Here is a 21,307-nt window from a genome sequence, read left to right on the forward strand (position 1 = left end):
GTATGAGGGGTGACTCTCAAGTACGGTTCTTAGGGGAGGCAGGAGTGGTAACACTCCTGCTTTACCCGACTGAAGGCGCACATCGGTGCCGATGTCGAGTCCGGCCTGGTGCATCACGTCCATGGCACCGCTGCCAATGTGGCCGATGTCACGCAGGTGGCTGAACTGCTGCATGGCGAAGAAAACGCCGTGTATGCAGATGCCGGTTACACCGGTGTCGAAAGGCGCGAAGAGCATGAAAATCGGGGGGTGATCTGGCAGATTGCAGCGCGTCGCAGCACCTATTCCAAGCTGAACCAGCGCAGCGTACTGTACAAAGCCAAGCGCAAGATCGAGTTCTGCAAGGCTCAGACACGGGCCAAGGTCGAGCATCCGTTTCGCGTGATCAAGCGGCAGTTTGGTTACGTGAAAGTACGTTTTCGTGGGCTGATGAAAAACACGGCTCAGTTGACCACGCTGTTCGCCCTGGCAAACCTGTGGAGGGTTCGAAAACAGCTCATGGGTATGGGTGAGGTTCGCGTTTAACACGGAGAACCGGTCGAAAAAGCTCTCCGTACATGATTTTTCGGTCACTTTTCGTCCAATGACGCTGTAGGTGCCTGGAAAATTGCAACTTGCCGCGGCTGCACGACAAGTTGATCGGAGCATCCTTAGGCGCTTATTTATGTCTGCAACTTCAAGGGTCTCCATGGATAGAATCGCCTTCAAACCGCTCCTTCTCGTCGCCGGCCTCCTGGCGTTCATGCCAATGGCCCACGCCGCCAGCACGCTGGTTTACTGCTCCGAAGCCAGCCCCGCCGGCTTTGACCCCAGCCAGTACACCAGCGGTACCGATTTTGATGCCTCCGCCGAAACCGTATTCAACCGCCTGATCCAGTTCAAACGGGGTAGTACTGAAGTCGAACCTGGCCTGGCCACCCGCTGGGATGTCTCCAATGACGGCCTGACCTACACCTTCCACCTGCGCGATGGCGTCAAGTTCCATACCACCGATTTCTTCACCCCGACCCGGAATTTCAACGCGGATGACGTGTTGTTTACTTTCGATCGCCTGCTGGATGCCCAGAGTCCGTTCCGCAAGGCTTACCCGTCCGAATCGCCCTATTTCACCGATATGGGCTTGAACACCACGATCAAGAGCGTCGACAAGCTCGACGACCGCACCGTGCGTTTCAACCTCAATAACGTTGATGCCGCCTTTGTGCAAAACCTGGCCATGAGCTTCGCCTCGGTGCAGTCCGCCGAATACGGAGCCCAACTGCTCAAGCAGGGCAAGGCTGAAGAGATCAATCAGAAACCGGTGGGCACCGGGCCGTTTGTGTTCAAGCGTTACCAGAAGGACTCGCAGATTCGTTACGTCGGCAACAAACAGTACTGGAAGCCCGAGGATGTGAAACTCGACAATCTGGTTTTTGCCATCACCCCTGACGCGGCGTCGCGCCTGCAGAAACTCAAAGCCGGGGAGTGCCAGGTCAGCGGTTACCCGCGACCGGCGGATATCGAAGTGATGAAGCAGGATCCCAACTTGCGAGTGCTGCAGCAAGCCGGGTTCAACCTGGGGTTTCTGGCTTACAACGTGACACATCCGCCGCTGGACCAACTCAAGGTGCGTCAGGCCCTGGACATGGCCATCGACAAGCCGGCAATCATCAAGGCCGTGTACCAGAGCGCAGGGCAATTGGCGCAGAACGCCTTGCCACCTGCGCAGTGGTCTTATGACCCGACAATCAAGGATGCCCCCTACGACCCGGTCAAGGCCCGGCAGCTTTTAAAAGAAGCAGGGGTTGCACCAGGGACCACTATCAACCTGTGGGCGATGACCGTTCAACGTGCCTCCAACCCGAACGCGCGTATGTCGGCACAAATCATCCAGCAGGATTGGGCCAAGGTCGGCATCAAGGCCAATATCGTTAGCTACGAGTGGGGCGAGTACATCAAGCGCGCCAAGAACGGCGAGCACGACGTGATGATTTACGGCTGGACGGGCGACAACGGCGACCCGGATAACTGGCTCGGCGTGCTCTACAGCTGCGCGGCGGTCAAGGGCAGCAACTACGCCAAATGGTGCAACCCAGACTATGACAAGCTGGTGCAGCAAGCCAAGCTCAGCAGCGACCGCGAACAACGCATCAAGTTGTATCAAGAGGCGCAGAAGATCCTCAAGGAGCAAGTTCCGATTACACCCATTGCGAACTCGACGGTTTTCCAGCCCCTGCGCAAGGAAGTGACTGATTTCAAAATCAGCCCCTTTGGGCTGACACCGTTCTACGGGGTGAGCCTGGATAAGTAACAGCAAGCCCCAACTGAGTGCACCAGAAGCCCGGGATGGTTTTTGGTGCGCTCGCGGCACCGAAATAACCTCGCTATAGACGTGAATAGGCCAAAGTCTTATGCAAGGTATGCACTGAAATAATGCGTTTGCTGCCGAATTTGAATATGCCGAACTTACAGGCGCTTCTTTAATAGAGGCCAAGGCGCATGTTGGTTTGCTATGCGTACAAAGTTTGCAAGGTTCTGTGGATAACCCCCGCCTTCAGGGTGACGAGCTGTCCCATCGAAACGTCATCATGGATGCGGCTGTTGTGTGTGAGCGGCTCTGGATGCAGTTTGGAACCTGGTTGAACCATGAGCGAAGCCTTTATTTATGTGCGTTGACTTTTAACCGGTTCGGGCAGTGGCAGAGTGCTCTGGATAGTGCTGGCAAGGCACTGGTCATTATCGAATCGAACGGGGTGGAGGAGGTGGACAGGGCATTCTTGCTGCTTCAAGTGTCTAAAGCTTGCCAAGGGCTGGGCAATAGGGGAAGCGCTGATGAGGCACTCCATGCTGCAGACCGGATTGCTCAGGGTTTCGATTCGCAACTGAGTCGTTGGTTTTTGGATGTGCGTTCCAAGTTAAAGGTCGCGGACTTTGTGCCTGCTGATTGAAACGGATTAAACATCAGGGGGGGCATCAATGAGAGTACGGATCCATTGTAATGTCTTCAGTGACCATGCCAAAAGAAGCAGTATATCCTCCCCCATGATTTACCTCATGTTAGCAATGCAAGATGCTGCCCGGTGTGATGCGCAGTCGCTGGATCAGGGTGCAGGGACAGAAAAGCTCTTGCCTTTCTCCACTACCCAGGTGGCAAGAACGGTAGCGCCCTGTGGGCCCGCTTTGCTGATGTGGGGTTCGTGCGCCAGGTGTTGAAAACTGTCACCGGCCTTTATTCGCTTTTCAGGCTGCCCATCCATTGTAATGATGACCTCGCCTTCAAGCACATAGGCGACTTCTGGTCCTGTATGTATGTGGCGAGCCTTGACTTCGTTCGGGGCGAGTACTGCTTTTTGCAAGCCCATTTGATAGTGGGTATCAGGCATGTCGATTCGTTGCAACACGTCAGACTTTGCGGGTGTTGGCATGTCTGCGATGGCAGCTCCCGCCCAGAGGACGGCACTCAACATAAATATGGCTGGGGGCGTGCCTTTCATTATTTGATTTCCGGTTTATGACGCTTGATTGGCTGTGCGAGTCAGACGTTTGTAGGTGTTCATGTTTTAAGTTTATCGCGTAAAAACAATAGATTTTTGGGCTCGCTAAGGTATGTAGTTTTTTTCTGTTACTTGTGTGGTTCATTTCTTTTCATATTTGTGCGAAATTTAATGTGTGTCATGTTTTTTTAGTGTGTCGTTATTATGTTGTTCGTTCATTCCATCATTTTCTTGTGGTCATTGGCTGTTCCCGGGGGCGTGCAAAAATGCGCAGAGGCCAGCACAGAAATAAGCTAAGTGACTGATTTATAAAAACAAGCATGTATCTAAATGTTTCTGATGGTTTTGCGGTCAATAATGCCGCTTGCGAGATAATTGATAGGGCAAAACCTCTCCAGCATGACGTTTTAGCTGAATTTTGTTGTGTATATGGTGAAATTACCTGCGCAACACTTCCTATACTGCCCGCGGTGTCTACGTACCTGTACAGTTCAGCCAATCACGATGAGTGATCGAACTGCTATGGCGATAGCCACCCTGCGTAAATGAGGTGGTGTCCGCGTCGTCTTGTTTCCTGCACCTAATAAGTCTAAGAATGAGAAAAAGTGTAATGAATAAACAGTCGATCCAGATTGCGCTTGCGTACATGTCCGTAGTTATCGGTGGTGGCTTTGCCTCCGGGCAGGAGGTGCTGCAGTTTTTCACCGGCTATGGGCTTATCGGTATCCTGGGCACCCTGGTAAGCGGTTTGATGTTTGCCTTCCTCGGTATGCAGATCGCCCGCATGAGTTCGAAGATGCAGGCCAACTCGCACAAGGAAGTACTCTACGCCCTGTTCGGCGCACGTCTGGGCTGGGTCGTCGATGTGGTGCTGTCATTCTTCCTCTATGGGGTTGGTGTGGTGATGCTGGCCGGTAGCGGTTCGATTTTTGCCCAGCAGTACGATCTGCCCCCATTGTTTGGCGGTGTATTGATGACCGTGCTGGTGATCGCCACGCTGTGCATGAACGTCAAGCGCATCATTGATCTGATCAGCGCGGTCATGCCTTTTCTGCTGGCGATGGTGCTAATCATCACGACCTACTCGATTTTCAGCTACAACGCTCCAATCGAGACCCTGGATGCTGTGGCGCGTGAAAACAACGAGACGGTCACTGGCAACTGGTTTGTCGGCGCCTTGCTCTACGCTTCGTTCAATATCGCGGTAGGTTTCCCGATGCTGGCAGTGATCGGTGGCATGACCAAACAACCCAAGGCGGCCGCTCTCGGCGGTGTGCTCGGCGGGCTTGGTTTGGGCGCCCTGATCCTGTTGTTGAACATCGGCCTGTTTGCCAACATCAACCAGCTGCAGGGTATTGAAATGCCGTCCCTGGCACTGGCCGGGCGCATCTCGCCACTGCTCTCGGTGGTGATGTCCATCGCACTGGTGTGCATGGTCTACAGCACTGCGGTTGGGATGTTCTTTGCCTTCAGTGCACGCTTTGCCAAGCCGGAATCGGGCCGTTTCAAGTTGTTTAGTGCAGTGACCGTTTGTGTCGGTCTGGCTTTGAGCCTGGGTGGTTTCAGCAAGTTGGTGGGCACCGTGTATCCGCTGCTGGGCTACGTAGGCTTTGCGCTGATCCTCGCCATTTGCTTCAGCTGGCTGCGCAGTCGCTCGCTGGCCAAGGCGGAAAAAACCGCGCTGGACGCGGTCTCCTGACCCCGGCTGCCGCCGAACGCAAGTTCGGCGGCTTCCTTCCTAACCCTGCTGTTCAAGTATCTGGTTGACGTCCCGGACCCTGGCGTAATCCATTGCCATGCTGGCAAGCGACAGTGCATGTACATCCTCGGCAGGCCACAGGCGTCCATTCAGGTCTATCTGATCGAATGTATAGCAGGCATCCGATCCCACAATCACATTGAACCCCAGGCAACCTGCTGAGCGAACCGTGCTCTCTACGGAATTATTGGTGATCACGCCGACGATGACCAACTGCTCAATCCCGCGCGTGCGCAACCAGCGTTCCAGGCCTGTGTTGGTAAATGCATCGGGTACGTTCTTTTCAACCACGTGCTCACTATCGAGCGGGGCCAGCCCCTCCTGAAACTCGCAGCCAGGCTGGCCGGGCCAGAATACCGAGGCAGGCGATCGGGATATATGCCGGACATGGACTACCGGACGCTGTACATGCCGCCAGGTTTCCAGCAGGCGCTGTACGTTGAGCTCGGTGTGCGGGTTGTTTCTGCGACCAAGCCCGGGAAGGCTTATCCCTTTTTGCATATCGATGATGATCAGTGCCGCATCGGATTTGATCAGGGGCATGGCCGTTCCTCTGGCTGGGGATAGGGAGCACCATGCTAAGTCTATTGCGCCGGGGTCACCAGATGGCTACAGGTCTTTATCCTGGCTCAGGGTTTGCGGTTCGCCGTGGCTGATCATCCATTTCAGCAAAGCCCTCACCGGCACTGTATGGGTGCTCTCGACCCACTGAACACCTTCATGGCTGTAATGCTCGATATAGCGGCTGAGTACCAGCGTGTCGCGATCGCTCGACAGGCGCAGGCTTGTTTCGCGACAGTGCAGGGCGGCGTTGGCACGCTTTACCAGTCGCTGTTCCAGGATCATGGCCGGGTTTTCGCAAGGCATGGGTACACGCGTTCTTGGCAGGAAAGAGGTCTGATCCTCGCATTCGCGGTTTGCCTGGATATGTCTGCTTTTTTGCCTGGCCGCAACTTTGTTACCAAGTTGAAATATATGACGCAGCGGGACGAATAGTTTTAGATGGAAGCCTTTACATACCTTAAGTGGAATGCGCCGGTGAGCAGCCTTTTGATCGTAGACGATGACCTGGAGGTCCTCGCGCTTCTGAAGAAGTTTTTTGTACAACACGGATATTCGGTGGAGGTGGCCACCGATGGCACGTCACTGTGGGCGGCGATGGCGCTGCAACCACCGGACCTGATCATTCTCGACTTGATGCTGCCTGGCGAAAACGGCCTGATGCTGTGTCAGCGTTTGCGTCAGCAATACCCCACGCCGGTCATCATGCTGACGGCCATGGGCGAGCTGAGTGATCGGGTCGTCGGTCTTGAAATGGGTGCCGATGATTATCTGAGCAAACCGTTTGATGCCCGGGAACTGTTGGCCAGGGTGCGTGCCGTGTTGCGCCGGGCAGGGCAGGGCCAGCCCTCGGTCGGGCAGGTGCCGCGGCCACTGATGAAGTTTGCGGGCTGGCAACTGGACCTTACCCGTCGCGAACTGCGCTCACCGGATCAGGTGATGATCCCCTTGTCTGCCGGAGAGTTCGATTTGTTGCTGGTGTTTGTTGAGCATCCCCAGCGCATTCTGACTCGCGAACTGTTGCTGGATCTGGCTCGTGGCGCTGGCCATGACGCGTTCGATCGCAGCATCGACGTACAGGTCAGCCGTTTGCGGCGCAAGCTGGAGTTCGACAGCAAAGGGGTCGAGATGATTCGCACCGTGCGCAATGTCGGTTACCTGTTCACGCCCGGGGTGACCTGTCAGTGACGGGCTGGATTTCAGGCTGGCGCCTGCGCTCACGCAACACCATCGCACGCTGGATTGCCTTGACCACCATTGTCGCGATGCTTACGGCGCTGGCATTCAATGCGCTGTTTACTCAGTTGGCGGGTGTTTGGGCTTACCCGCCGCTGAGTGAAATCGGGCTGCTGGAAAAGATTTCCCTGACGACCAAGCTGATCGAAGCTTCGCCGGCGCCACAGCGCCAACGTCTGGCTGCGGCAGCCACTGACAGCGCCCTGAGCATCAGTTGGCATGCCAGCCGTGCCGGCCTGGATTTGCCGCAGGTGGCCGAAGCGGCCAGTCGCACTGCCACGCCGCTGGCGCAGCGGCTGTTCAATAGCCCTGAGCGACGCCTCGAAGCCTATCAGCCCGACGACTGGCCACAGCACAACGGGCATTACGCCCTGCTGGTGCAACTGGAGGATGGCTCATGGCTTATGTTCAGCATCGCATCGCGCAGCTGGGGCCTGGGCCAATGGCAGCGCAATCTGATTTTGATCCTGCTGGTGTTGTTGTCCACGGTGCTTGTGGCGCTGATCGCCACTCGCCATCTGGCCAGGCCTTTGCAGCAGTTCGCCGAGGGCGCCCGGCGTTTTGGTGTCGATTTTCGTGCGCCGCCCATTGAGCCGGTTGGCCCTCGGGAGATCCGACAGGCCATTCTTGCGTTCAACGCCATGCAGGCGCAGTTGCAACACTTCATAAAAGACCGTACCCAGATGCTCGCGGCCATTTCCCATGACTTGCGCACCCCGCTGACACGCATGCGACTGCGCGGTGAGTTTATTGACGACCCGGACCAACAACAGCGTCTGTTTCGCGATGTAGACGAGATGCAGGCCATGATCAACTCCAGCCTGGAGTTCTTTCGCGACGATGCCCGGCTCGAGCAGGCCACGCAATTTGACCTGGCAGGGTTGTTGCAAACCCTGATTGATGACTACCGCGACCAGTCCATTGACATTGCCTTCAACGGTCCTGAGCACCTGGTGTATTTGGGCCGGCCGCTTGGCCTGAAACGGGTGATGACCAACCTGCTGGATAACGCTATCAAGTACGCAGGCGAGCCGGCCATCGAGCTGAGTCGGGACGATGAGCAGGTCACTGTTTTCGTTCTTGACCGGGGGCCGGGCATTCCTGTCCAAAGTCATGAGCAGGTGTTTGTGCCTTTTTATCGGCTTGAAGAATCGCGCAACAAAAGCACCGGCGGAGTGGGGCTCGGACTGTCGGCAGCCAGAGCGATTGTGCTGGAACACGGCGGCTCGCTAACCCTGAGCAACCGCACGGGTGGCGGGTTGGCGGTGAGGGTTGTGTTGCCGGTGCTCAAGGGGGCAGGGTGAATGATCTTCTGCAGAGAGTGCCGGGCACCCCGGCACTCTCAGCCTCTTGGCCCCTCAGACCGCAGCGACGGCTTGCGCCGCATTTTCGGGTGTCGCCACATCATGCAAGGAAATCCGTGAGGTCTCAGGCAATGCCAGGCCGCCAGCCAGGGCGAGCAGTGCAACTGCAATCAGATAAAACGCGGGCGACATATTGCTGCCGGTGGTGCTGATCAGCCATGTCGCCACCAGCGGTGCGGTGCCGCCAAAAAGGGTGTAAGCCATGTTGTAGGTGATGGCCGAAGCGGTATAGCGAGTGCGGGTCGGAAACGTCTCCGAGAGCAAAGCTGCGGTCACCACGCCACACAACACCGCGCCAATTGCCAGCAGCATGACACCGACGATGGACGCTGCGAACCCGCCCGAGCTGGCCATCAGGAACGACGGATACACCGCGACCATCAGTAGAACGCACGCGGTCACCACGGTCGCCCGCCGCCCGACCCGGTCCGAATACAGCCCGGCCAGAGGGCAGATGGCGGCGGCGAAGAGCAGGGCGATCAGCGACACCAGCAAAGCGGTTGCCCGGCTCAAGCCGCCCGCGACCTGCAAGTAGGTCGCGAAGTAAGTGGTGAACATGTAGAAGGACAGTGCCGTCAGCGACACAAAGGCGCCCAGGCAGCAGATCGCTGCGCCATGGTTGCGCAAGGTGTCCTTGAGTGGGGAGTGGGCGACCGCATGCTCCTCCTTCACGGCCTGGAAGGCCGGGGTTTCATCCAGCTTCCAGCGCAAATAAAGCCCTACCAGGCCCAGTGGCGCAGCAATCAGGAACGGCAGGCGCCAGCCCCAACTGCCCATGCTTTCAGCGGATAACGAAGCCTCAAGGGCGTAGGCCACTACGGCCGCAGCGGCAAAAGCGGAAAATGTCGAAACCGGCACAAAGCTGCCGTACCAGGCTCTTTTATCGCTGGGGGCGTGCTCCATCAAATAGGCACAGGCCCCGGCGTATTCACCGCCTGCAGAAAAGCCCTGGGCGCAACGAATCAGGGTGAGCAGGATCGGCGCCATAACCCCGATTGCAGCATAAGTGGGCAATATACCGATCAAGGTAGTGGCCCCGGCCATCAGCAAAATGGTCATGGCAAGGGTACGCTTGCGGCCTATCCTGTCCCCCAGCATGCCGAAAAAAATCCCGCCAAGGGGGCGAAAGGCAAAGGCCACCGCAAACACAGCAAAGGTCTTGAGCAATGCGGCACTGGCATCGCCACTGGGGAAAAACTGCTGAGCGATGGTGGTGGCCAGAAAGCCGTAGACGGCGAAGTCGAACCATTCGACGAAATTACCGATGGCGGCGGCGACAATCACTTTTCTCAGCGTTTCAGGGCTGACCTGCTCTATGGATACGCTTGTCATGCTGCACCTCGACCTGTCCTCAGTAAGGAGTGATTATCGAGGCAGCGGCTGAAACGATTCGCTCCAAAAGTGTCATCGGCATAGTCAGTACCGACTTCTCAGAGGTCAAGCACGGGGGCTACAGGCTACCGGGCGAACTTTTTGGCCCCGGCAACGCACAGGATCACCGCCGCTGTAACACCAAACATGCCCATGCTGACAGTCTCGTGCAGCAAGGTGGCAGCCAGTGCCAGGCCAAAAAATGGTTGCAGCAGCTGCAACTGCCCAACGGCGGCAATCCCGCCCTGGGCCAGCCCCCGGTACCAGAATACAAAGCCTATCAGCATGCTGAAGATCGAGATGTAAGCCAGGCCGAGCCAGGCAGGTACGCTAATGCCTTTGAACGAAGCGGGGGCCCACAACCATGCCAGCGGAGCCATCAATGGCAGTGACAGCACCAGTGCCCATGAAATGACCTGCCAGCCGCCCAGCGTACGCGACAACCTGGCCCCTTCGGCATAGCCAAGACCGCAGATCAATACAGCCAGAAGCATCAGGATGTCACCCTCGGGCGCTGCGCTCAGGCCCTGCGCCAGGGCATAGGCCACGACGCACGCGCTGCCCAGGATCGAGAACAGCCAGAACGCTGGCCGTGGCCTTTCACCCCCGCGCACCACGGCGAAGGCTGCGGTAGACAGCGGCAGCAGGCCCAGAAAGACAATGGTATGGGCCGAAGTCACATGCTGCAAAGCCAGCGCGGTCAGCAGCGGAAACCCCACCACCACCCCGGTTGCCACCAGCAGCAGGGGCACCAGTTGGCTGAACTGCGGCCGTCGTGCCTTGAGTAGCCCGAGCATGGCCAGGGCAAGCACACCGGCGATGGTGGCACGGGCCAGGGTCAGAAAAACCGGGTCAAGTTCCAGCACGGCCACCTTGGTCGCAGGCAATGAAGCGCTGAAAATGACCACGCCGATAAACCCGTTTATCCAGCCGCTCAGGTTTTTTTCAGTGGTGGGGATTTGCAAGTTGGAAGTACGTTCCATCGAGTCTCACGCTCAAGGCCAATCGCGGGATTGCATACAGTCCATCCTATGGCTGATGATTAATGACAATCAAAAAATTGTCATGGATACAAAGCCCGATGTCCCGTTCCCGCTACAAGCTGCTGGTAGACGCGTTTGCCGACGATATCCGCTCAGGCCGTTTGCCGCCGGGCACGCGTTTGCCTACCCATCGCCAGCTCGCAGCCAGCGAAGGGCTGGCGCTGGTCACGGCCAGTCGCGTGTATGCCGAGCTAGAGGCCATGGGGCTGGTCAGTGGCGAAACCGGGCGTGGCACTTTTGTCCGGGAAACCTCGCTACCACCAGGCCACGGTATAGACCAGCCCGACGTGATCGCGGGGATGCTGGATCTCAATTACAACTATCCCTCCTTGCCGGGCCAGGCCGAACTGTTGCGTACTGCGCTGCGGCAGTTGGCGTTGTCTGGCGATCTGGAATCGTTGTTGCGCTACCAGCCCCATGGCGGGCGCCTGCATGAGCGCGCCTCGGTCGCGAGGCACCTGGCCAGGAGCGGGTTGAATGTGCCCGCCGAACAGGTGTTGATCGTCAACGGCGCACAACACGGGTTGAGCGTGGTGCTGATGGCACTGCTCCAGCCTGGTGACGTGATCGCGGTGGACGCCTTGACCTACCCGGGTTTCAAGGCACTGGCGCTGGCCCTGCACCTTGAATTGCTGCCCATCCCGAGCACGGAAAGCGGGCCGGATCTGGATGCCCTCGCCAGGCTGTGTCGCCGTCGCTCTGTGCGTGCTGTCTACAGCATGCCGACGTTGCACAATCCGTTGGGGTGGGTGATGAGCCTGGAGCAGCGCCAACACTTGGTCGCGATCGCCCGGGCACATGATCTGCATATCATCGAAGATGCGGCCTACGCTTTTCTGGTCGATAACCCGCCGACGTCTTTGGCTGACTTGGCGCCGGAAAGAACCGTTTACGTGTCTGGGTTTTCCAAAAGTGTCGCAGCGGGTTTACGCGTGGGCTTTATCGTCGCGCCCGCAGAAAAGGTCAGTGTCCTTGAGCGGATAATCCGAGTGACTGCCTGGAATGCTCCCGGTGTGATGACCGCTATCACCAGTGCCTGGCTCGACGATGGCACCGTGACCCGGCTGGAGTCGCAAAAGCGCAAAGACGCACAGGCAAGGCAGCTCATTGCTGATGAGCAGTTGGCGGGGTTGCACAGGATCCGCCATCCTTCGTCCTACTTTGTCTGGTTGCCTCTGTCAGAGGACGCCCGGGCGGACCAGGTTGTTGCGGCGTTGGCGCGTGAGCAGGTCTCGGTGTCGACCGCGCAGCCCTTTGCAACTTCGGCCCATGTGCCCCATGCGATAAGGCTGGCGCTGGGCTCGGTGGGCATGACGGCCCTGCGTGAGGGCCTGGCGAAAGTGAAGTGGGTGGTTCAGGCCCATGCCTAGGGGTGGCCGTACTCAGGCCATGGGCGGCAACCGGCGTTTGACCGGGCTTTTTTTGATGATCGACGTATTGGTTTCGGCGTAGGCATTGAGGCCATCAAGCAGGCTGTCCAATTGCTCGATTGAACGCACATGCAGACGGGCAATAAAACAGTCATCGCCCGTCACCTTGTCGCACTCGGTGAACTGGGGGATGTTCTGGATCTGACGCTCCACTTCCTGCAACTGCCCCGGTAGCGGTCGAATGCGGATGATGGCCTGGAGTTGATAGCCAAAGGCTTTGGGATCGACTTCCACGGTATAACCCTTGATCACTTCGCGCTCTTCGAGCTTGCGAATGCGCTCGGCGACGCTGGGTGACGACAGGCCGCTGAGGCTGGCCAGTGTTTTCAGGGAGCTGCGTGAGTCTTGCATCAGTGCGCTGATCAACAGCTGATCTATCTCGTCGCTCATCTTTGCTCCTTAGGCCAAATTGGCAGAATGCCTTAACACTAAAGGCAAAAATGACGAATTGCCTTTTCTGGATTATGGCGCTGCATGAATCGCGATTGCCATACTGTTTCCTACTTTGAGGGAGGCAAATATGGACAAAACCACGCAACGCGGTTCGCTGGAAATGGTCGCAGCCATGCTTATCTCCGGCACCATTGGCTGGCTTGTCCTGCTAAGCGGGCAAGCAGTGCTGGATGTGGTGTTCTGGCGCTGTGTGTTTGGCGCGGTGACGTTGCTGCTGATCTGTGCGCGGATGGGTTTTTTACGCCGCGGTCTGCTGAACCGCACTACCTTTGCGCTGGTTGTTTTGAGCGGCGTGGCCATCGTTGCCAACTGGGTGTTGTTGTTCGCGTCCTACTCCAGGGCCTCAATCGCCATTGGTACGGCGGTCTACAACGTTCAGCCATTTATCCTGCTCGGTCTGGCAGCGTTGTTCCTGGGTGAAAGAATAACCCTGCACAAACTGGCCTGGCTGGTGGTGTCGTTTGTGGGCATGTTGGCGATCGTCAGCGCCCACCACGGGCAAGGGGAGAGCGGCAGTGAGTACTTGCTGGGGATTGCCCTGGCGCTGAGTGCGGCCTTGATGTACGCCGTGGCCGTGCTGATCATCAAACGCCTGCGCGGGATCCCCCCGCACCTGATCGCGCTGATCCAGGTCAGCACCGGCGCACTGCTGCTGGCAACCCTGGCCAACGTCACTGAGCTGCCTGCTGGCGCACAGGCGTGGGGCGCCTTACTGACGCTTGGCGTAGTCCATACCGGCTTGATGTATGTACTGCTCTACGGAGCAATCCAGAAACTGCCCACGGCATTGATCGGAGCACTGAGCTTTATCTACCCCATTGCAGCGATATTTGTGGACTGGTTTGCCTTTGGCCATCGCCTGGAACCGCTGCAATGGGTGGGTGTGGCGGCGATTTTAATCGCGGCAGCCGGGATTCAGCTGGGGTGGCGGGTGGGAGGGCGGCGGGTAGTGAGTGGAGGATAATGGCTGTTTAAATGCACTTGGTCACGGTGAGCGTTCATGGCCAAGTGCATTGATGGGCCTGGCTTAAATCCCCGACCGACTCATCGGGCTGATCATGCGCACGCCCAGACTCAGTGCCTGGGTTACCAGCGCTCTCATATCGGCGGTGTTTTCGTTGTTGACGCACTGCGCCAGTTTTTCGCCCAGGGTCGGCGCAGTGTCGGTGCCTTCCGGGTAAGCGCGCAGGATCAGCAGCCCGCTGTTGGTCAGAACCACTTCGTAAAAGGCTACGCCCGACATGCCGTCGAAGTGGATGTAGCCAATGTCGGCCAGCCATTTGACCGTGGCCAGGAACAGGTTCTCTTCTTTTTCCAGCGCCTCGCGGTTGCTGTCCGCCAGGCCTTTGTAGTCGATAAAGCGCTCGGCAGTCAGGGTGATGGGCAAGGGGAAGTTACGGTACAGGTGGCCCAGGATCAAACCGGCATAGCAGTCGAACAATTCGATATTGTTGGACGGCAAGGTGTTGATCGAGTGAACGTTTTTTTCTGTGAGGTGACCGGCTAATCCTTTGAACATGCGAACCTCTGTCAGCTGTGTCTGTATGGCGTGACTGAATAAGCGTACCCATTGGTATAGCACAGTCATGCCCGGGGAACCTGACCTGTGGCAATTGTTACATGGTAAGACGTATCGCCTGGAAAACCCCTAAAAAATCAGATGCATAACTGGCTATTTAAAATCAGCCTGCTATTACTGTGGGGCGCGATAAACTGCGTACGGCCCGTTTGGGCAAGGCCATTTCATATCAGGAGGATAGATGTCAAAACCCGCATGGATGCGTAACACCCTGGTGGCTGCGGCCTTGTTGAGTGTGTTGGCAGCGCCTGTTGTCTCAGCGCAGGACCGCACCCTGCAACTGGCCATTGGTGATGAGCCGACCGAAGGCTTTGATCCGATGCTGGGCTGGAGCCACGGCAGTTATCTGCTGTTGCACAGCCCTTTGCTCAAGCAAAACGATGATTTGTCCTGGAGCGGTTTTCTCCTCAGCGATTATCAGGCCAGCGCGGATGGCAAGACCTGGACCCTCAAGCTCAAGCCCGACCTCAAGTTCTCCGACGGCTCGCCACTGACCGCCAAGGACGTGGCTTACACCTACAACAATGCGGCGGCCAGTGGTGGCAAGGTCGATATGGGCAACTTCCTCAAGGCCGAGGCGGTTGATCCGCTCACGGTGCGTATTGAGCTCAAGGCGCCGCAAAGCACGTTCGTCAATGTGCTCGGTTCGCTGGGGATTGTCTCGGCAGACCAATACGACGCCAAAACCTACGCGCAAAAGCCGATTGGCGCCGGGCCTTATCGGTTGGTCAGCTACCAGCCGGGTCAGCAGTTGATCGTTGAGGCCAACCCGTACTACGCAGGGCAGAAGAACGATTTCAACAAACTGGTGTTTGTGTTCCTGGATGAAGACAGCGCTTTCGCTGCCGCCCAAAGCAAGCAGCTGGGTATTGTGCGCATCGCCCCTGCGCTGGCCGTGACGCCTGCCGCGGGCATGAAACTGTGGGTTCGCCCCAGTGTGGAAAACCGTGGCATCGTGATGCCAACCCTCGCGTCCGGTAAAAAAGATGCCCAAGGCTACCCGATTGGCAATGATGTGACGGCTGATGTGGCCATCCGCAAAGCCATCAACTACGCCATCAATCGCCAACTGCTTGCCGATCAGATCCTCGAAGGCCACGCGATCCCGGCCTACACCGGCGTGCAGGGTTTACCGTGGGATAACCCGGATGCGCTGTTCAAGGATGGCGATACCGACAAAGCCCGGCAGATACTGGAAGACGCAGGCTGGATTGAAAACGCCCATGGCATCCGTGAAAAAAACGGCCTGCCGGCCAAAATCACCCTGTGGTACGCCAGTGGCGATGCCACTCGCCGGGATCTGGCCCAGGCCGTGCGCTCAATGCTCAAGCCCGTGGGCATCGACGTAGACCTGAAGTCCGGCAGTTGGGAAACCGTTGAGCGCAACATGCACGCCAACCCGACCCTGTTTGGCTGGGGCAGCCTCGACCCGATGGAGCTTTACCATCACTACAGCAGCAAGGCGGCAGGCGTGGAATACTACAACCCCGGTTATTACCAGAACCCGGTTGTCGATCAGCATCTGCAGCAAGCCCTCGATGCGCCGACCTGGCAGCAGGCGGTGCCGTTCTGGCAGCAAGTGGAGTGGGACGGCAAAACCGGCGTCGGCGTTAAAGGAGATGCCGCCTGGGCCTGGTTGCTCAATGTTCAGCACACTTACCTCACCGATGAGTGCATCGATCTGGGTAAGGGCGCCCCGGAAATCCACGGTTCCTGGTCGCTGCTCAACAGCGTTGATCACTGGAAGTGGACCTGCCGGTGATCCGCGGCCTATCGCTGTTTGTGCTGCGTTTGCTGGGCCTGCTGCTGGTAACGGCAGCGGGCACCTTTGCCTTGCTCAGTTTTTCTCCGGTAGACCCGATCCGGGCCTATATAGGTAACGATCTGTTGCATGTACCGCCCGAGCAATATCCATTGATTGCGGCGCGCTGGGGGCTCGATCTGCCGTTATGGGAGCGCTTTTTGCGCTGGTTCGGGCAAATGCTGCAAGGCGATTTCGGCTACTCAATGCTCTATAACGCGCCGGTCTCGCAGGTGATTGGAGAGCGTTTTGCCACCTCCTTTGCACTGCTGTTTTCGGCCTGGCTGTTTTCCGGCATCGTCGGCCTGGCCATGGGGCTGACGGCCGGGCGTTATTTGAACCGTTGGCCTGACCGCCTTATTTCGACGCTGTCCTATGTGCTGGCATCCATGCCGACGTTCTGGATTGGCCTGCTGTTGCTGTCACTGTTTGCCGTGACGCTCAACTGGGCGCCGATCTGCTGCGCCTGGACCCCCGGCAGCAATGCCGAAACCGCAACCTGGGGCGACAAGTTGCGACACTTGATCCTGCCCATGCTGGCCCTGGGTGTACTGGGCGTGGGCAATATCGCCCTGCATACCCGCTCGCGGGTGGCTGAAGTGATGAACAGCGAATTTATTCGTTTCGCCCATGCCCAGGGCGACAAAGGCTGGCCGCTGATCAACTTTCATATCCTGCGCCATGCCATCACCCCGGCCTTGTGCCTGCAATTTGCCTCGGTGGGGGAGTTGATCGGCGGTTCGTTGCTGGCTGAAAAAGTGTTCGCTTATCCAGGCCTGGGGCAGGCCACGATCGATGCCGGATTACGCGGCGATATTCCATTGTTGATGGGGATCGTGATGTTCTGTGCGGTGCTGGTATTCACCGGCAACAGCATTGCCAACGCGCTGTTACTGCGCCTTAACCGCGGGGCGGCGCGCCAGGTATGACCTACAACCCCAATCGCGCCTTGCTAAGGCTCTGCCTCTCGTTGCTGATGCTGCTGGGATTGATCGCCTACGGTATCTCAATCATCAATATTGATGTCTCCATGGATCTGCTGGCACGGCGCCTGCCACCGTCTGCCGAGTACTGGTTTGGCACTGACAGCCTGGGCCGTGATCTGTGGCTGCGGTGTTTTCAGGGGATGACCACCAGCCTGCAGATCGGCCTGACTGCAGCGTTCAGCAGCGGTTTTCTGGCGATGCTGGCGGCCAGTTTGTGTGCGCTGAACAAAACCCTGGATTACCTGATTCGCGGGCTGATCGACAGCATGCTGGCGTTGCCGCATTTGTTGCTGCTGGTATTGATTTGCTTCACCTTGGGCGGTGGCAAGCAGGGGGTCATCCTGGCCGTGGCGCTGACCCACTGGCCACGCCTGGCCCTGATCCTGCGCGGCGAGATCCTGCGTATCCGCGAGACCGATTTTGTGATGCTCTCCCATCGCCTGGGCAACAGCAGCTTCTATCGCTGGCGTCATCACTTGTTGCCGTTGCTGATGCCGCAGTGGATCGTCGGTACCCTGTTGATGTTCCCCCACGCAGTTCTGCATTCGGCGGCGTTGAGTTTCCTGGGCTTCGGCCTGGCGCCCCATGATCCGTCATTGGGCCTGTTGCTGGCCGATGCGCTAAGGTACTTGAGCAGTGGTGCCTGGTGGCTGGCGTTTTTTCCGGGTTTGATTCTGGTGGGCCTGGTACTGGTTTTTGACCAGTTTGCACGGGCATTGCAGCAGCTCTGGATAAGGATTACCTGATGCTGAAATTCGACCGGTTTGCGATCGACGTTGCGCACTATCATTGGTTGGGCCATAAAACCTGGCATCCGCTGCTGAGCAATATCTCCCTTGAAGTACGCCCCGGAGAATTGACGGCGCTGGTGGGCTCCAGCGGCGAAGGCAAAAGCCTGCTGCTGCAAAGTGCCTTGGGCTTGCTCCCGGAAAATATGCGCTGTCGCGGCGAAATAGTGCTCGACGGGCAGGTGCTGGGGGAGGCAGGCAAGGTCAATCAGCGGGGCAAAGCCCTGTGCTATGTACCCCAGGGTGTCAACGCCCTGAACCCGCTGATCAAGGTCGGGCCGCAATTGCAGCGTGCTGCGCACTTGAGCGGGGTCAGGCTGGGGCTTGGCGATGTGGCCGAGCAGCTCACGCACTACAACCTCAAGCCAGAACTGGTGGACGAATTCCCGCGCATGTTGTCAGGGGGCATGGCCAAGCGCGTTCTGGCCAGTTGCGCGGCCTTGACTCCTGCGCGTTATATCCTCGCTGACGAGATCACCTCATGGCTGGATGACGAACATGCCTGCCAACTGTTGACCCATCTCAAGGGCTTTTGCCTGCAAGGTCGGGGGATTTTGTGGGTGACCCATGATCTGGCCCTGGCGGCGCGCTTTGCCGACAGGATCGCTGTGTTGCATCAGGGCGAGCTGCACGAAACCCTGAGTGCCCTGGAACTGCGCGAAAACGGCGGCAGCCCCTGGTTGCAGTCGTTGTGGGCAGCCTTGCCGGAACAACAGTTTTTTGCCCGGCGGGTGCCGGAATATGCTTGAGGTCCAGCAATTAAGCATTGTCCAGGATGGCCGGCAGCTCTGGGACTGTGTGTCGTTTCAGGTGCGGCCGGGGGAGCGTCAGGGCATCTCGGCGCCCAGCGGTTATGGCAAAACCACCCTGGGCCGGGTGCTGGCGCAATGGCAGTCAGCAACCTCGGGCAGCATCACCGTGGATGGCAAAGCGCTTGCGAAAAAGGGCTATTGCCCGGTGCAGCTGGTGCCGCAGCATCCTGAACAGACCTTCAACCCTTATCGCACAACGGGCGAGAGCCTGCGTGATGCCTGGTCGCCAGATGCCGCCTGGCTGGCACGCCTGGCGGTGAACCCCGGGTGGTTGGCCCGTCGCCCGGACGAATTGTCTGGCGGAGAACTGGCGCGTATCGCTTTGCTCAGGGCGCTGGATCCGCGCACCCGCTACCTGATTGCCGATGAAGTGACGGCGCAACTGGATGCGCATGTACAGGCGCAGGTGTGGCAAGTCTTGCTCGAAGAGACCAGGCGTCGGGAGCTGGGGATGATTGTGTTCAGTCACAACAAGGCGTTGTTGCAGAAGGTATGTTCGAGTATCTGGCTGCCCTAGCCTCGCACGGCTCGTCAACTGCTACGGAGCGGACCATGCAGTTCGCAGTATTCAACCCATTCCATGCCGGCCATTTGCGCCACTTCGCGATGCACTTCAAGGCGCTGGGCCTCGAATTCTTGCGGGCTTGCGCTGGTCAATTGCAGGGTCAGCTCCCAGGCGAAAAAACCCAGACGCTCAGCCTCGGCCTCAAAGGCTTCGTTCAAGCGTTCCTGGCGATATTCCTTTATCGATTGGCCGATAGCGCGGGCGGCCAATGGGTTCAATGTCTCAAGCGCCACGACCAGTTCAGGGTGGTCACTGAGAAAGCGATCAAGTGCTTTTTGATGCCGGGTGCCGGGTTCGGTCACAACTGATTTCCTCGTAAACAGGCAGGGTGTGTTTGCCAGTGATGATGAACACCACATCAATACCGAGCAGAGTAATGGCCGCCAGATAGTCGGCGCGGGGCAAGGTGATATCGCGCTCATAGTAGCTTTGTGCATGGCGCCCTATACCCCCCGCATCCGCCAGTTGTGCCTGTGTCAGTTTCAGGCGCAAACGCTCATGTTTGAGTCGCTCACCGTATGTGTTCATAAACATCGCCTATGTCAGGCATAAAGGGTTTGAAAAAATAGTAGGCCAAATGAAGAAATTGGGAAAGATGGGCGGTGAATAACGACCCGTTTTTGTAAGCACAAGCAGGAGGGCAAAAGGCACTCCTGCCTGGCTGCGTCGCTTACAACGTCGGTTTTTTCTCTGTTTCCGGCAGGAACCAGTTCAACAGCAGGGCACAGATACCGCCTGTAGCCACACCTGACTCCAGTACGTTACGCAGAGCTGCAGGCATATGCGCCAGGAACTCAGGCACTTGCGATACGCCCAGGCCCAGCGCCAGGGACACGGCAATGATCAGCAGGGCGCGGCGGTCCAGGGTAATGCTGGCCAGAATATTGATGCCCGAAGCGGCAACGGCGCCGAACATCACCATGGCCGCACCGCCCAGTACCGGCTCAGGCACTGCCTGAATCGCACCGGCAACGCTGGGGAACAGGCCCAGCAGGATCAGCATGCTGGCAATCCACACACCGATATGGCGGCTGGCGATACCGGTGAGCTGGATGACACCGTTGTTCTGGGCAAATACCGAACTCGGGAAGGTGTTGAAGATACCCGCCAGAAACGAGTTGGCGCCGTTGACCAGCACGCCGCCCTTGATGCGCTGCATCCACACCGGGCCTTCGACCGGCTGGCGCGACACCTTGCTGGTGGCTGTGACGTCACCGATGGCTTCCAGCGACGTGACCAGGTAGATCACCAGCATGGGAATAAACAGCGCCCAGGAAAACCCCAGGCCGAAATGCAAGGGCATTGGCACCTGGAACAGCTCGGCCTGGTGCATGCCGGTGAAGTCCAGGCGGCCCAGGTAGCCTGCCAGGGCGTAGCCCACGGCCAGGGCGATAACAATGGCGCAACTGCGCATCCACACCAGCGGGATGCGGTTAAGGATCACGATAATGGCCAGCACCACACCCGAGAGCATCAGGTTTTCGCCGTTGGCGAAGGTACCGTTGCCCATGGCCGTGAAGCCGCCGCCCATGCTGATCAGGCCGACCTTGATCAGGGTCAGGCCGATCATCAGCACCACGATGCCGGTGACCAGCGGGGTGATCATGCGTTTTACAAAAGGCAGGATGCGCGAGATACCCATTTCGACAAACGAGCCGGCAATCACCACGCCAAAGATCGCCGCCATCACGCCTTCAACCGGCGTGCCTTGCTTGACCATCAGTGCGCCGCCGGCAATCAGCGGGCCGACAAAGTTGAAACTGGTGCCCTGGACGATCAGCAGCCCGGCGCCAAAGGGGCCAAAGCGTTTGCACTGAACAAAGGTAGCGATACCGGAGATCACCAGCGACATGGAGACAATCAGGTTGGTATCACGGCTGGACACACCCAGGGCCTGGCAGATCAGCAGGCCGGGGGTGACGATCGGCACAATAATGGCCAGCAGGTGCTGCAGGGCGGCCAGAAAGGCGATCCACGGCTTGGGACGGTCTTCAAGACCTAAGACCAGCTCGCTGGTTTGGGACTCGGTTTCGAGCGGGGTTTTAAGAGAGGTCATGGCGAGCGCCCTGGAAAAAAGAGCGCGATT

General features: G+C 58.0%; 22 protein-coding genes and 1 pseudogene. 13 read left to right on the top strand and 10 right to left on the bottom strand.

The genetic code is table 11. The features are described 5' to 3' along the window. Positions 1-69: 69 nt before the first annotated feature. The 3 genes and pseudogenes from GHN92_RS04525 to GHN92_RS04535 form a co-directional block, all read left to right on the top strand. A pseudogene (locus tag GHN92_RS04525) lies at positions 70-525 on the top strand (IS5-like element ISPa41 family transposase); the annotation flags it as partial. A 163-nt stretch (positions 526-688) separates the two neighbouring features. Further along, complete coding sequence (locus GHN92_RS04530) at positions 689-2,290, top strand: ABC transporter substrate-binding protein (RefSeq protein WP_095002017.1); 1,602 nt, start codon at positions 689-691, stop codon at positions 2,288-2,290. A 277-nt stretch (positions 2,291-2,567) separates the two neighbouring features. After that, complete coding sequence (locus tag GHN92_RS04535; protein WP_095019516.1) at positions 2,568-2,927, top strand: hypothetical protein; 360 nt, start codon at positions 2,568-2,570, stop codon at positions 2,925-2,927. 153 nt (positions 2,928-3,080) lie between these two features. On the opposite strand, the gene GHN92_RS04540 is transcribed toward GHN92_RS04535, so the two are convergent. Beyond that, positions 3,081-3,473, bottom strand: coding sequence for a cupin domain-containing protein (locus tag GHN92_RS04540; protein ID WP_095025816.1), 393 nt, complete (start codon positions 3,471-3,473; stop codon positions 3,081-3,083). 610 nt (positions 3,474-4,083) lie between these two features. Between GHN92_RS04540 and GHN92_RS04545 the strand changes: the two genes are divergently transcribed. Beyond that, positions 4,084-5,172 (top strand): hypothetical protein, encoded by a 1,089-nt coding sequence (locus GHN92_RS04545; protein WP_095002014.1) that lies wholly within the window; start codon positions 4,084-4,086, stop codon positions 5,170-5,172. Positions 5,173-5,211: 39 nt separating this feature from the next. Here GHN92_RS04545 and GHN92_RS04550 read toward each other — a convergent pair whose 3' ends face one another. Both GHN92_RS04550 and GHN92_RS04555 read right to left on the bottom strand, forming a co-directional pair. Beyond that, complete coding sequence (locus tag GHN92_RS04550; protein ID WP_153379448.1) at positions 5,212-5,775, bottom strand: cysteine hydrolase family protein; 564 nt, start codon at positions 5,773-5,775, stop codon at positions 5,212-5,214. Positions 5,776-5,841: 66 nt separating this feature from the next. Continuing rightward, complete coding sequence (locus tag GHN92_RS04555; RefSeq protein ID WP_095002012.1) at positions 5,842-6,099, bottom strand: hypothetical protein; 258 nt, start codon at positions 6,097-6,099, stop codon at positions 5,842-5,844. A gap of 171 nt (positions 6,100-6,270) precedes the next feature. Here GHN92_RS04555 and GHN92_RS04560 point away from each other — a divergent pair, with 171 nt between their 5' ends. Next, positions 6,271-6,981, top strand: coding sequence for a response regulator (locus tag GHN92_RS04560; protein WP_095002098.1), 711 nt, complete (start codon positions 6,271-6,273; stop codon positions 6,979-6,981). Then, positions 6,978-8,333: a cell wall metabolism sensor histidine kinase WalK gene (locus GHN92_RS04565; protein ID WP_095027264.1), complete on the top strand. Its 1,356-nt coding sequence runs from the start codon at positions 6,978-6,980 to the stop codon at positions 8,331-8,333. Before GHN92_RS04560 ends, GHN92_RS04565 begins: the two co-directional genes overlap by 4 nt. Positions 8,334-8,387: 54 nt before the next feature. On the opposite strand, the gene GHN92_RS04570 is transcribed toward GHN92_RS04565, so the two are convergent. Together GHN92_RS04570 and GHN92_RS04575 are read right to left on the bottom strand one after the other, a co-directional pair. Beyond that, positions 8,388-9,725: an MFS transporter gene (locus tag GHN92_RS04570; protein ID WP_095002010.1), complete on the bottom strand. Its 1,338-nt coding sequence runs from the start codon at positions 9,723-9,725 to the stop codon at positions 8,388-8,390. 125 nt (positions 9,726-9,850) lie between these two features. Beyond that, positions 9,851-10,747 (bottom strand): DMT family transporter, encoded by an 897-nt coding sequence (locus tag GHN92_RS04575; protein ID WP_153379455.1) that lies wholly within the window; start codon positions 10,745-10,747, stop codon positions 9,851-9,853. Between the two features lie 98 nt (positions 10,748-10,845). Here GHN92_RS04575 and GHN92_RS04580 point away from each other — a divergent pair, with 98 nt between their 5' ends. Next, the gene (locus tag GHN92_RS04580) at positions 10,846-12,177 is read left to right on the top strand and encodes a PLP-dependent aminotransferase family protein (protein WP_095019512.1); all 1,332 of its coding nucleotides are present in this window, start codon (positions 10,846-10,848) and stop codon (positions 12,175-12,177) included. Between the two features lie 12 nt (positions 12,178-12,189). Here the strand turns inward: GHN92_RS04580 and GHN92_RS04585 are convergent, their stop codons facing one another. Then, positions 12,190-12,627 (bottom strand): Lrp/AsnC family transcriptional regulator, encoded by a 438-nt coding sequence (locus tag GHN92_RS04585; protein ID WP_095002007.1) that lies wholly within the window; start codon positions 12,625-12,627, stop codon positions 12,190-12,192. Between the two features lie 130 nt (positions 12,628-12,757). Between GHN92_RS04585 and GHN92_RS04590 the strand changes: the two genes are divergently transcribed. Beyond that, positions 12,758-13,654, top strand: coding sequence for a DMT family transporter (locus GHN92_RS04590; RefSeq protein WP_133144982.1), 897 nt, complete (start codon positions 12,758-12,760; stop codon positions 13,652-13,654). A gap of 63 nt (positions 13,655-13,717) precedes the next feature. Here GHN92_RS04590 and GHN92_RS04595 read toward each other — a convergent pair whose 3' ends face one another. Beyond that, positions 13,718-14,209, bottom strand: a complete 492-nt coding sequence (locus tag GHN92_RS04595) for a hypothetical protein (RefSeq protein ID WP_095002005.1) — start codon at positions 14,207-14,209, stop codon at positions 13,718-13,720. Between the two features lie 241 nt (positions 14,210-14,450). Here GHN92_RS04595 and GHN92_RS04600 point away from each other — a divergent pair, with 241 nt between their 5' ends. The 5 genes from GHN92_RS04600 to GHN92_RS04620 are packed head-to-tail and all read left to right on the top strand — an operon-like array spanning position 14,451 to position 19,173. Further along, on the top strand, positions 14,451-16,031 hold the full coding sequence (locus GHN92_RS04600; RefSeq protein WP_150628895.1) for an ABC transporter substrate-binding protein: 1,581 nt from the start codon (positions 14,451-14,453) through the stop codon (positions 16,029-16,031). Further along, entirely contained in the window at positions 16,028-16,999 is a 972-nt protein-coding gene (locus tag GHN92_RS04605; protein WP_232527677.1) for an ABC transporter permease, read from the top strand. Before GHN92_RS04600 ends, GHN92_RS04605 begins: the two co-directional genes overlap by 4 nt. Continuing rightward, positions 16,996-17,802 carry an ABC transporter permease gene (locus GHN92_RS04610; RefSeq protein WP_095002003.1) on the top strand — a complete coding sequence of 269 codons (807 nt, stop codon included), beginning with the start codon at positions 16,996-16,998 and terminating at the stop codon, positions 17,800-17,802. The genes GHN92_RS04605 and GHN92_RS04610 overlap by 4 nt, the downstream gene beginning before the upstream one ends. Then, positions 17,802-18,593: an ATP-binding cassette domain-containing protein gene (locus GHN92_RS04615; RefSeq protein ID WP_095002002.1), complete on the top strand. Its 792-nt coding sequence runs from the start codon at positions 17,802-17,804 to the stop codon at positions 18,591-18,593. The genes GHN92_RS04610 and GHN92_RS04615 overlap by 1 nt, the downstream gene beginning before the upstream one ends. After that, complete coding sequence (locus GHN92_RS04620) at positions 18,586-19,173, top strand: ATP-binding cassette domain-containing protein (protein WP_095002001.1); 588 nt, start codon at positions 18,586-18,588, stop codon at positions 19,171-19,173. Before GHN92_RS04615 ends, GHN92_RS04620 begins: the two co-directional genes overlap by 8 nt. Before the next feature lie 14 nt (positions 19,174-19,187). Here the strand turns inward: GHN92_RS04620 and GHN92_RS04625 are convergent, their stop codons facing one another. The 3 genes from GHN92_RS04625 to GHN92_RS04635 all read right to left on the bottom strand — a co-directional run bounded on the left by GHN92_RS04625 (position 19,188) and on the right by GHN92_RS04635 (position 21,277). Beyond that, entirely contained in the window at positions 19,188-19,523 is a 336-nt protein-coding gene (locus tag GHN92_RS04625) for a DUF6388 family protein (protein WP_095002000.1), read from the bottom strand. Then, the gene (locus GHN92_RS04630; protein WP_095018565.1) at positions 19,486-19,749 is read right to left on the bottom strand and encodes a helix-turn-helix domain-containing protein; all 264 of its coding nucleotides are present in this window, start codon (positions 19,747-19,749) and stop codon (positions 19,486-19,488) included. The genes GHN92_RS04625 and GHN92_RS04630 overlap by 38 nt, the downstream gene beginning before the upstream one ends. A gap of 142 nt (positions 19,750-19,891) precedes the next feature. Then, positions 19,892-21,277, bottom strand: coding sequence for a nucleobase:cation symporter-2 family protein (locus tag GHN92_RS04635; protein WP_153379459.1), 1,386 nt, complete (start codon positions 21,275-21,277; stop codon positions 19,892-19,894). Positions 21,278-21,307: the final 30 nt, after the last annotated feature.

Source organism: Pseudomonas sp. FSL R10-2964, from assembly GCF_009600035.1.
Lineage (GTDB): Bacteria > Pseudomonadota > Gammaproteobacteria > Pseudomonadales > Pseudomonadaceae > Aquipseudomonas > Aquipseudomonas bubulae.

What these genes read in the sequence shown, in the direction of transcription:
- GHN92_RS04535 (WP_095019516.1), top strand. Translation starts at nt 2,568, where the DNA reads ATGGATGCGGCTGTTGTGTGTGAGCGGCTCTGGATGCAGTTTGGAACC.
- GHN92_RS04635 (WP_153379459.1), bottom strand. Translation starts at nt 21,277, where the DNA reads ATGACCTCTCTTAAAACCCCGCTCGAAACCGAGTCCCAAACCAGCGAG.
- GHN92_RS04540 (WP_095025816.1), bottom strand. Translation starts at nt 3,473, where the DNA reads ATGAAAGGCACGCCCCCAGCCATATTTATGTTGAGTGCCGTCCTCTGG.
- GHN92_RS04590 (WP_133144982.1), top strand. Translation starts at nt 12,758, where the DNA reads ATGGACAAAACCACGCAACGCGGTTCGCTGGAAATGGTCGCAGCCATG.
- GHN92_RS04550 (WP_153379448.1), bottom strand. Translation starts at nt 5,775, where the DNA reads ATGCCCCTGATCAAATCCGATGCGGCACTGATCATCATCGATATGCAA.
- GHN92_RS04585 (WP_095002007.1), bottom strand. Translation starts at nt 12,627, where the DNA reads ATGAGCGACGAGATAGATCAGCTGTTGATCAGCGCACTGATGCAAGAC.
- GHN92_RS04595 (WP_095002005.1), bottom strand. Translation starts at nt 14,209, where the DNA reads ATGTTCAAAGGATTAGCCGGTCACCTCACAGAAAAAAACGTTCACTCG.
- GHN92_RS04530 (WP_095002017.1), top strand. Translation starts at nt 689, where the DNA reads ATGGATAGAATCGCCTTCAAACCGCTCCTTCTCGTCGCCGGCCTCCTG.
- GHN92_RS04600 (WP_150628895.1), top strand. Translation starts at nt 14,451, where the DNA reads ATGTCAAAACCCGCATGGATGCGTAACACCCTGGTGGCTGCGGCCTTG.
- GHN92_RS04575 (WP_153379455.1), bottom strand. Translation starts at nt 10,747, where the DNA reads ATGGAACGTACTTCCAACTTGCAAATCCCCACCACTGAAAAAAACCTG.
- GHN92_RS04555 (WP_095002012.1), bottom strand. Translation starts at nt 6,099, where the DNA reads ATGCCTTGCGAAAACCCGGCCATGATCCTGGAACAGCGACTGGTAAAG.
- GHN92_RS04615 (WP_095002002.1), top strand. Translation starts at nt 17,802, where the DNA reads ATGCTGAAATTCGACCGGTTTGCGATCGACGTTGCGCACTATCATTGG.
- GHN92_RS04580 (WP_095019512.1), top strand. Translation starts at nt 10,846, where the DNA reads ATGTCCCGTTCCCGCTACAAGCTGCTGGTAGACGCGTTTGCCGACGAT.
- GHN92_RS04630 (WP_095018565.1), bottom strand. Translation starts at nt 19,749, where the DNA reads ATGAACACATACGGTGAGCGACTCAAACATGAGCGTTTGCGCCTGAAA.
- GHN92_RS04570 (WP_095002010.1), bottom strand. Translation starts at nt 9,725, where the DNA reads ATGACAAGCGTATCCATAGAGCAGGTCAGCCCTGAAACGCTGAGAAAA.
- GHN92_RS04545 (WP_095002014.1), top strand. Translation starts at nt 4,084, where the DNA reads ATGAATAAACAGTCGATCCAGATTGCGCTTGCGTACATGTCCGTAGTT.
- GHN92_RS04620 (WP_095002001.1), top strand. Translation starts at nt 18,586, where the DNA reads ATGCTTGAGGTCCAGCAATTAAGCATTGTCCAGGATGGCCGGCAGCTC.
- GHN92_RS04610 (WP_095002003.1), top strand. Translation starts at nt 16,996, where the DNA reads ATGACCTACAACCCCAATCGCGCCTTGCTAAGGCTCTGCCTCTCGTTG.